Annotated in this window: 5 protein-coding genes and 1 pseudogene; 5 read left to right on the top strand and 1 reads right to left on the bottom strand. The window is 46.9% G+C overall.

The annotated features are described in order from the left end of the window. Nucleotides 1–22 precede the first annotated feature (22 nt). Nucleotides 23–4351 (top strand): amino acid permease, encoded by a 4329-nt coding sequence (locus ACJROR_RS00890; protein WP_406545456.1) that lies wholly within the window; start codon nt 23–25, stop codon nt 4349–4351. 454 nt (nt 4352–4805) lie between these two features. Here ACJROR_RS00890 and ACJROR_RS00885 read toward each other — a convergent pair. Next, nucleotides 4806–5120, bottom strand: a pseudogene (locus ACJROR_RS00885) (ORF6N domain-containing protein); the annotation flags it as partial. A 675-nt stretch (nt 5121–5795) separates the two neighbouring features. Between ACJROR_RS00885 and ACJROR_RS00880 the strand changes: the two are divergent. From ACJROR_RS00880 to ACJROR_RS00865, 4 genes are all read left to right on the top strand, one after another. After that, nucleotides 5796–6335, top strand: a complete 540-nt coding sequence (locus ACJROR_RS00880) for a hypothetical protein (protein WP_406545455.1) — start codon at nt 5796–5798, stop codon at nt 6333–6335. Between the two features lie 103 nt (nt 6336–6438). Further along, nucleotides 6439–6996, top strand: a complete 558-nt coding sequence (locus tag ACJROR_RS00875; protein WP_406545454.1) for a hypothetical protein — start codon at nt 6439–6441, stop codon at nt 6994–6996. Nucleotides 6997–7071: 75 nt separating this feature from the next. Further along, the gene (locus ACJROR_RS00870) at nt 7072–7341 is read left to right on the top strand and encodes a hypothetical protein (protein ID WP_406545453.1); all 270 of its coding nucleotides are present in this window, start codon (nt 7072–7074) and stop codon (nt 7339–7341) included. Nucleotides 7342–8648: 1307 nt separating this feature from the next. Then, nucleotides 8649–9806 carry a hypothetical protein gene (locus ACJROR_RS00865; RefSeq protein ID WP_406545452.1) on the top strand — a complete coding sequence of 386 codons (1158 nt, stop codon included), beginning with the start codon at nt 8649–8651 and terminating at the stop codon, nt 9804–9806. Nucleotides 9807–10254: the final 448 nt, after the last annotated feature.

Below are 10254 nucleotides of genomic sequence, written 5' to 3'. Positions count from 1 at the left end.
CGAAGAGAAGCATCAAATAGGTTTGCAGCCACATCTTTCTCCGGCGGCGGCATGGGCCCTGTCGGTGGGAACCGCAGTGGGGTGGGGCTCCCTTGTTGTTACCAGTAACACCTACCTCAGTCAGGCTGGGCCATTGGGCACCATTCTGGGCATTCTTGCCGGCACTGTTCTCATGCTCCTCATGTGCCGGAACTTTTTCTTCATGGCCAGCCATTATCCCCGCGCGGGAGGCATCTATACCTACACCAAGGAGGTCTATGGCTATGACCTCGCTTTTCTGATGTTCTGGTTCCTCAGCCTGACCTACATTTCCATATTCTGGGCCAATGCCACCAGCCTGCCGCTGTTTTCCCGGTTTTTTATCGGCGATGTGTTTAAAACCGGACACCTGTTTACGCTGTTTGGCTATGATGTTTACTTCATGGAAGTGCTGCTGACCATCGCTGCCGTTCTGGCCGTGGTATTCGTGTGCATCCGCAGCAGAAAAATCGTCATGCATGTCACCACTGCCATGGCGGGCATTTTTGTGGGCGGCATTGCTCTTTGCTGCGGCGCGGCGTTATGGGGCAAAGACCTGAGCGGCATGAGTCCGGGGTTTATTCCTGACAAGGACACCTTGTCCCAGGTAATGCGCATAGCGTTTATTTCCCCCTGGGCGTTCATCGGTTTTGAAAGCATCACCCATTCCATAGAGGAGTTTAATTTCAAAAAGGATAAGCTTTATCGCATCCTGGTCTCTTCAGTGCTGGTATCCGCAGCTCTCTACATTGCTGTTACGCTGCTCAGCATCACGGCGTATCCGGCGGACTGCTCAAGCTGGCTTGACTACATCAGCAATCTCGGCCGTTACTCCGGCATCGAAGGGCTGCCTCCTTTCTATGCGGCGCATCATTATCTGGGAGATTTCGGTGTGGCGGTGCTCATGGCCTCGCTGCTGTCCCTGGTGCTGACCAGCCTTATCGGCAATCTCCGTTCTCTCAGCAGACTGTTTTATGCCGCCGCCCGGGATGATATTCTTCCGAGCTCCTTTGCGCAGCTGAATAACAAGCAGCTTCCGGCCAATGCCATGCTGCTGGTGGCGGCTCTGAGCATTCCCATGGCTTTTGCTGGCCGTACCGCCATTGGCTGGATCGTGGATGTGACCACTCTCGGCGCCACCATGCTGTATGGCTTTGTTTCCGCCGCCACCTACAAAACCGCAAGGAAGCTGAAAAGTCCCCGGGAAATGATCACCGGCGGCATCGGCTTTGTGGTCATGATGATCTTCGGAGTCTATCTCATGTTCCCGCACCTCTTCGGCGAGGGCCTCCTGGAGACGGAGACCTATGTTCTCCTCATGGTGTGGACGGTGCTGGGATTCTTCTATTTCCGCTGGATCATCAAGAACGATCAGTCCCGGCGGTTCGGCAAAGCCATTATTGTCTGGATTTCGCTCCTGGCTCTGGTGGTATTCATGGCGCTGATCTGGTCGGGACGCGTGGGACAGCAATCCACCAGCGACTCAATTAACACCATTCAGCAGTATTACCGCGGCACGGCAGACAAAGATGTCCAGTCTCTGGATGAGGATACCTTTATTCAAGGGCAGATTGACGAGCTTAACCGGGTTGACGTGACCAATACCCTGATAATTTCGGTTCTGTTTGCGCTGGCTCTCATGGCGATGCTTATCAATCATCTGTCCATGGAGAAGTGGGAGAAAAAGGCGGTGGAGGAACGCGACAAGGCGAAGGAAACTGCCTTTAAGGATCCCATGACCGGCGCCAAAAGCAAGCATGCCTTCCTGATGAAGGAGCATGAAATCGATACTGCGATAACAGAAGGGCAGGCCAGGAATTTTGCCATTGTCGTCTGCGATGTGAACGGTCTTAAGATGATCAACGACACCCAGGGGCACGCTGCCGGCGATGCCTACATCCGCGATGCCTTTGTGATGATCTGCGATATTTTCCAGCACAGCCCGGTATTCCGCACCGGCGGCGATGAATTCGTGGTCGTGCTCACCGGCCGGGATTATGTCATCCGGAAGGAGCTGGTGCTGACCCTGCATGACCGCTCCGTGGAGCATATCGGGAAGGGCGGCGTGGTGATTTCCGGCGGCGTTTCCGATTACGTTCCGGGAGAAGACTCGAGCTTCCACAGCGTCTTCGAACGCGCTGACAACCTGATGTATGAAGAAAAGAAGCTCCTTAAGAGTCTGGGATCCATAACCAGAGAGGATGCCGAACAGGCGGCCAGTCCCGCAATCCCGGCGCTGAACGGGGATAAGCTTCCCAGCGAGAAGAAGTATATCCTGATTGCCGAAGACGAGGACATCAACCTCATGCTGCTGGGCAATATGCTTCAGGAAGAGGATTATGACCTTCTGTATGCATCGGACGGCGCCGAGGCTCTGGAGCATCTCAAGGAGCGCAAGGGAGAAATTGCCATTGTTCTCCTGGATCTCAACATGCCCCGCATCGGAGGCATGGAGGTGCTCCGGGTGATGAAGGAGGAAGCCGAGTTTGCGGGCATTCCCGTTATTGTAATGACCGCTGACCAGAACTCCGAGGTGGACTGCCTTAAAGCCGGGGCCATGGATTTCATCCCGAAACCCTATCCTTCCTGCGAAATTGTTCAGGCCAGAGTGCATCGCTGCATGGAACTCTCCGAGAAGCGCAATATCATCGAATCCACAGAGCGGGATCCCATTACCGGCCTCTACAACCTGAGCTACTTCATGAACTATGTCAGACTGTATGACCGGCATTACACGGATATGCTGATGGATGCCATTGTTATTGACATCAACCATTTCCATATGCTGAACGAGCGTTATGGCAGGCAGTACTGCGACGGCATCCTCGCCAATATCGGCAAAAGCGTGCGGTCGGTTTCCCGCAATATCGGCGGTGTCAGCTGCCGCCGCAGCGGAGATGTCTTCCTCATTTACTGCCCGCACCGGGATGATTATGAAGATATTCTGACCCAGGTTTCCGAAGGGCTGAGCGAAGAGGATTCCTCGGTGAACAGAGTACGGCTGCGTCTTGGCGTTTACTCTCAGGTGGACAAGTCGCTGGAGATCGAGCGGCGCTTCGATTATGCCCGGATCGCCGCAAACTCCGTTAAGAGCGGGCACCGGAAAGCTGTGGGTATTTACGATACCAAAATGCACGAGGCCGAGCTTTACCGGGAGCGGCTTCTGGATGATTTCCGTCCTTCACTGGAAAACGATCGGTTTACGGTACACCTGCAGCCCAAGTTTGATATCAGACCTGATAAGCCCGTGCTCTCCAGCGCCGAGGCCCTGGTGCGCTGGAATCATCCTGAGCTCGGCATGATAAGCCCCATGGTGTTTATCCCGCTTCTGGAGGATAACGGCCTTATTCTGGATCTCGACAGGTTCGTCTGGCGCCAGACTGCCGCCCGCATCAGAGACTGGAAGGATCGCTTCGGCTATTCCGTGCCCGTATCGGTGAATGTTTCCCGCATTGATATGCTGACTCCTGACTTAAAGAACATCTTTAAGGAGATTCTGGATGAATTCGGGCTGAACCCGGAGGATATGATGCTGGAAATCACGGAGTCCGCTTATACCGAAGATTCCGAGCAGGTTATCTCCGCCGCCCGGGAACTCCGCGGCATGGGCATGGGCTTCCGTATTGAGATGGACGATTTCGGCACGGGGTATTCATCTCTGGGCCTCCTGTCCAAGCTGCCCATTGACGTGCTGAAGCTGGATATGAGCTTTGTGCGGAGCGCCTTCGGTGAGACCAGAGACGTCCGGATGATTGAGCTTATCATCGATATTGCCGATTATCTCCATGTGCCGGTGGTGGCTGAAGGCGTGGAAACCGAGGAGCAGTACCTGGTGCTTAAAGCCATGGGCTGCGACTACGTGCAGGGCTATTACTTCTCGAAGCCGGTGCCTCAGGAGCAGTTTGACAGCTTCCTGATTGAGCGGGGCAAAGAGAGCGTGGAGATAGCTCCGGCCGTCAGGAGAACGTACATGAGCATCTCCAATGCCCTTACCAGCGATTTCGAGAGCATCTTCTATGTGGATGTGGTTACGGCTCACTACCTGGAATTCTTCAGCGGCAAGAACGGCGATCTGGAGATCCGTCCCGGCGGCTCTGATTTCTTCGGAGAGGCTGTGGAACGGCTTCTGGAGGATGTCTGCGAGGAGGATCGGGAAAAGATCCGGGAAGTGCTCAGCAGAACAAGCCTGATTCGCTGGATAAGTCAGGAGGAGACGAAGGATGTTTCCTTCAGAAGGCTCAGGGAAGGCAAACAGAAGCCTTATACCCTGCAGACCATCAAGACCAGAAGCAGCGATGACCATCACATCGTAATCGGTCTGAGACCGGAATAATTCCGGGAATCACAGCAATCGGCGTCTCTTCCAAAGCGGAGGGGGCGCTTTTTTATGCCCGCATGGATATCAAAGGCAGGGGGAAATTCCCGGGCGCGTCGTCAGGCGGTAAGAGATAGCCTTGCGGAATCTTATCTTAAGCAGGGAATGCGCTTTTCAATTTCAAGGCTGCTTCCATGCCTTTAATGGCACTGGCTCTGGCATTATTTTCAGATCCGTAAACTTCGGAGCCGCGACAACACCCTCGAAGAGCTGGGGGTTTATAATCATATGGACTATCCGCAATTACGCAATGTGGCAGGCATGGCACGGAATGCCGCCGGGACTTCGGCAGAGTATTCTTCTTCATCTGAGAAATCTGAGTCTAAATTTTCAAAAATCAGTATGAGTTTGGAAATTTTGAAGATCGTGGGTAGGGTGCAGGGGGGCGAATTTGGAGCTTATATACTGGACTCATATATACACCCTGTTCTGTGAAGGCATAGGGGAGACAGCGATTGCCGCCCCAACTTGAGGTGAAATTTTTGCACCTCAAGATTTCATGGAATTCCTCCTTTGTCAGCCGGAACATGAACTCATCGCCTTCAAACCGGACTGCATTATTCTTTACCTGGCGATTAAAGTTCTTGGTTTCATATCCGTAGATTTCTGCCAATTCAAAATCCAGCATAACCTTCACGCCGCGCACTTCATATATTTTGTCGCGGATTGTGCGTTCATCCACGATAGCGATTTCGGTACTCTGTTCCTCAGCCGCTGCAGGTGTCAATTATTGTCAGTCATGCTCTTTCCACTTCCGTCAATTCTTTATCCGGCACATACTCCAATTTCCTGCTCAAATGCCGTACCGGGGGCTCTCTCAGACAGAGTTCTCGCATGTAAGAAAGCGGAAAGATGTAAAACATCTGCAAGGGGCAAATTATGTCTGAGAATCCTTGACTTTAATTCATTTTCCGGGCCTGTTTCTATAAAGGTTGCAGGCTCTGCATAAAAGTGCTTCAAAATTCATTGCGGCGATATTCTGTGATTTTGGATCTTATCGGAAAAACGCTTGATTTTTTTGCTTGAGAAAGCGTATACTATCTATATGAAAAACGTAAATAGGTAACTGAAATCAGTTTGATTGCAGGCGGTTAGGTGGATCAGAAAACGGTAAAATCAGGGCTGACCGGATTTCTCTTTTTCGTGCTTCCGAACCGGCAAGAGGTCGGGTGATGCTTCTTATAGATGCGGTGTCAGTGCGTTAAAGTCATCTTTCTTGCAGCTGCAACTGCTATTGCGGAGAGGCGTTCATGTAATTTGCCTATGTCAGATATTCAGGGAAGGATTTTTAAAGAAGATGGATACTCAGTTATTGAGTGAACATAATTCTCTGAAAATATTTATGAAGAATGACCGAATTATGGATTAAAGAATTCTAAAACTGAAGAATAACGAGGTTCGTATGGACGAACTTGACTTAAAATATGAGTTAGCATACTTTGATATAGCGGATAAGAACTACAGCAAGGAAGAACTGAAGGAAAATGTGGAAAACTTTCTCCGGAATCTCATTAAGACAAATGAGTTTGTTCCTAAGGAAAAGGGAAGTTATGACCCCGACGAGGTGCCTTTTCAAGTTCCGATTTCCCAGGAGGCGATAGATTTCTTTGTAAATATCTGCGGTCAGCTTGACCTGAGTACATGGAATTATATTGAATATTATTCGTATAGAAGCTTTGCGCATACTTATAATGGCATTGAACTGTGCTGTAATGGAATTAATAAAAAACTTTGCGTCACAAACAAATTTTGCATATCAGATATTTGGATAGAATACTTTACAAGCGTGAGGGAAGTTAGAATAATTTTTAATGTATTCACAAATATAAATTTTGAAGGAAAATGTATTTTATTAGATAATGTTAACAATTTTATTCAAATCTATAATGAGGTAAAAAATGGCACATATTCAGAATGTGAGAAAATTCCGGATAATGCATAATATTTACTGAAATGCATAACGATTAAAAATGATTATGCCTGATAATTACAAACATGAAGCAGAAATTCTCACAATGCAAGATTGATGAAGAGAAGAGGCGGCCATGGACGAATCAGGGTTAGGTCTCTTTGAGATAGCGGGAAAGAACTGCACCAAGGAAGAACTGAAGGAAAAGGCGGAACTCTTTTTTCGGAATCTCATTAAGACTAATGAGCTAGTGCATCTTGATTATGATTATGATCCTAACGATGAAAATTTTGATCCCGATGATGAGTCTTTTAATCCTGAGTATGACAGATTTCAGATTGCCATCACGCATGATGTTATAGATTTTTTAATAAAGGCTTTTAATCAGATTAATCTGAGTTCATGGGATGAATTGTCGTACCATTCATGCATAGAATTATGTACAATGTCTCATTATTCAAAGCGCGGGTACTATTTATCTATATATTCATATGATTGTTATTATAATACTGGTTTATCACAAAAATATGATGTAGGTAAGATACATATTGATATTCTTGAAAAATATGTTTTAATTCAATTTTCTGTGCAAGATAAATCAACTAATGCGGAAAAGTATTTTACCTTGTCGAATATGGATGAGTTCGTAAAAATTTATAAAGAAATAGAGAGCGGTGTTTTTAAGATATCATGATGTGTATACTGATTGCTGAAGAAGCGAAGATTAACGGCATCTGAAATAACTGATTAAGAATAGCGAGAAAGTTACATGTTTAATTCTGACAGCAAAGACCAGGCCCGCGAGTTTCTGGGAACCGGCGGGTTCTTTTCAAACTCGGAGGATTTCCGGGAAGAATGCTCCGGATTCCTGAATGACATCACTGACGGAGAGTTCCCCGTTGAATGCTCCGACGGCGGTTGCCTGACCCGTTTCCGGTATTTCAGGCGGTTCAAGTCAATGAAAGAAACCCTGGAGTTCGCCTCGCGGAAAGTCAGGGAGGCTCTGTTAAAGGATTGCGGCCTGAAGGATTGGAAATGAAAAGATCCTCCCCCGTCTGATTCCCTCCTTGAGCGCCGATCTGCTATTAGGCGCTGAATTCCTGAAAAGCGCCGCTGTCAGCCGGTATTCCAGCCGCTAGCGGCAGCGATGCCGGCATAAGACGATTTAGCGGAACCTTTCGGCTCTCTTGAAGAAAATAGCTCCAAAGTTTGGGATCTGTTATCGGCGCCGGCAGAAAATCATTAGGGCGAAGTTCACGCGCGCCTTATGCCTGATAGTCCGGGGAGGGTTTTTCGTGGATATGGACGCGGACGGGATCTTCCGGCAGCCAGGATCGTCGCAAACCTTCTTGAACTCCGCCTCCTTGGGGTATTTTCCCCTTGTGGTATTTTCATTAACAGTTATTATTCTCATGAACGAGCTGTCTGGCTATTATAATCAGTCCCTGATAATGAAAAAATCCCGAAGCTCTGATAAACTAATGGCTGCTTTCCTTATATTTTGAATTTTTTTTCTGAGGTCTGTAAAACTTAACCTTTTCAGAAATGATAGAAATACAGACAGTTCGAATGCCTGACGGAATATGATAATGAAGCAAATCATCTGCTTAATATCACGAAATGAGAACAGAAAGAACGATGATTGAAAACAAGTCTGAGCTTGCGCTTTTAGACCTGATGCGCGCTCTGGTCGCTGGCAACCATGCCAGCGCGGAAGATGTAACAGTTGTAAAACACGGCACATCTGAGACAAAGCTCAGGCATTTGTCAGAATGGCGTTTTTATGCAGACGCGTCTTCTGTGAAAATTAATGTCGGCGACAAAGCACCTTCCGGTTCTGTAGCAGTTGATGCGAAAGAATTCGAATCAGAGAGAGACCGTTGCATACGTGAGTTTTCAAATTCTCAGAATATGCTTGAAATAGCATTTGAAAAATTGAATGTCTCTTATGAAAAGGGAAAAGAAATCTCTGATATCGGTACCTTCAGAGAGCGGGCTGTCACAGCGACTGTCTGTTTGTCCTGCATTAAAGCATGTCCGGAATGCAAAGGCAAAAAGAAGGTGAAGTGTTCCAGTTGCAGAGGAAGCGGAAAAAAGACCTGTCCCCATTGCAACGGAAGAGGAAGTTTCGCCTACTCGGTTCCAGCCAAAGATGGAAGCATTTTTGGCGGAAGAACGGAATATCACACCTGTTTAGATTGTCACGGCAGCGGTGATGTCAGGTGTTCAAGATGTTCCGGAAAGAAGAAAGTCAAATGCAGAAAATGCAATGGCACTGGCATTATGACTCATTATCTAACTGTCACAGGCTATGCTGATTCAAAAGGAAAATGTTCAGTTCCGGAATTGGAATCGACAGAGGAAGGCAGACTTCTGAATCAGTATATTTCCGGAAAGGGAAGCTTTGAGAAATTTGTTAAATATGCAGACTTTTCTTTTGCCGGAAAGTCTTTTCCGGAACCGGACATCGCTCTTCTGGAATATTCCGGAACTGTTGAAACTGCTGATTTGACATTCTCGGTTAAAGGTCATGACAAAGAATACCGGGTTCTTTCCTTCGGGACTCCCGCCGAACTCTTCATGACCTGCAACCTTTATGACGACCTTTTTGCTGAAGAGATCGAATACATTAAATCTCAGCCTGAGACCCAGACCGGCAAGGAGTTTTTCAAAAACGAACTTGAGAAACTGGAAAAGTTTCCTGCTTTTCAGAGAGCTTTCGCATATATTGCTGCGCACAAGAAATCCATAGATGACCCGAATGCGGGACAGTATTTTTCAGATTCGTGCTCAGGATGCATAAACGATGAATCCGCCCGCATTCTCGGGTTGTATTCGAGCAGAATCCTGAACAGCATTTCAGCCACCCGAAACAAGCTCTTTACACTGATTTCTTTTTTTGCGGTGTTTGCAGTCTTTGCAGCAGACGATGAGCATTTTTTCGAAATGAATTACACCGGAAACATCTCAGACATTCTGCCAAGGTACTTTCTGGATCTGGCAAAAGCAATTCTTATTTTTTTCGGATTGATGTTTGTAAACTCCGTTATTCTGGATCTGAAAAATATCAGTGTGAAAAAGGAATACCGGCAGGCATGCAAAGAATATTACCTTATGACGTATATGTTCCTGCTGCATGTATGCGTGGCGGTATCGTTCACCTACGGCATCCTTGCGCATAAAGGCGATGTTCCTGCTGTCGGAAATGCTCCTTATGCCTTAAAGAAAGAATATGTTGATCCGTACATAACAGATCCTGCCGGAAAGGCATGGGATAAAACTCTTGATCTCGGATATTCATACGTTCTTGTTCCGATTAAGAAAAGTATTGAGTTTTATGGCAGCTTTCTGAGAAAGCCGGAGCCTAAATCTGCTAAAGAGCCTAAAAGCGCGGAGGCTAAAGATAAAAGCGGTAATCGTAATTCTCAGCCGGCAAACTCATGGAGAAATAAAAACCGGAATCAAAAGTCGAAAGATTCAAAAAAGAAGAACAATCAGAAATGATCTTGCCTCTGATAACATATGACTCATATTCGTAATATTTGAGGCATCTTGCCGATTGGCTGATTGAAGAATGTTGCATGCTGGAACATTTAAACGTAAAATTCCATCTTTTGGGTACTAATCAGCCCCCTTCCCTTGTCTGAAGTGTGGTCAGTACACCCCAATCAATCATCGTTTCTATTCAATCATCATAACACGTCTTTCCTGTTCTCCAACCCTTGATTTCAGTTCTTTGCGAACACATGCTTTCCGTCAGATTTTTTCACTTTTTTTGAGTTATCTATTTCATTATTTATTATTTTTGGTATAATATAGGGGTTAGTACCAATGATACTAGCCTTCATTTTTGTTTTTAAATAAATTTTATTAGATAAATACCATGGCTGTTTTCTATGACCTTAGGGTTAAAATCCCATCTGAGCGCATCACCATCAACCGCGGGGATAAT

Source organism: Succinimonas sp. (assembly GCF_045225735.1).
In the GTDB taxonomy this organism is placed as follows: domain Bacteria; phylum Pseudomonadota; class Gammaproteobacteria; order Enterobacterales; family Succinivibrionaceae; genus Succinimonas.
Note: the sequence above shows the minus strand (reverse complement) of the source record. Positions and strands in the feature narration are given on the sequence as shown.

Coding starts and splice junctions, on each gene's coding strand:
- ACJROR_RS00880 (WP_406545455.1), top strand. CDS start 5,796: ATGGACGAACTTGACTTAAAATATGAGTTAGCATACTTTGATATAGCG.
- ACJROR_RS00875 (WP_406545454.1), top strand. CDS start 6,439: ATGGACGAATCAGGGTTAGGTCTCTTTGAGATAGCGGGAAAGAACTGC.
- ACJROR_RS00870 (WP_406545453.1), top strand. CDS start 7,072: ATGTTTAATTCTGACAGCAAAGACCAGGCCCGCGAGTTTCTGGGAACC.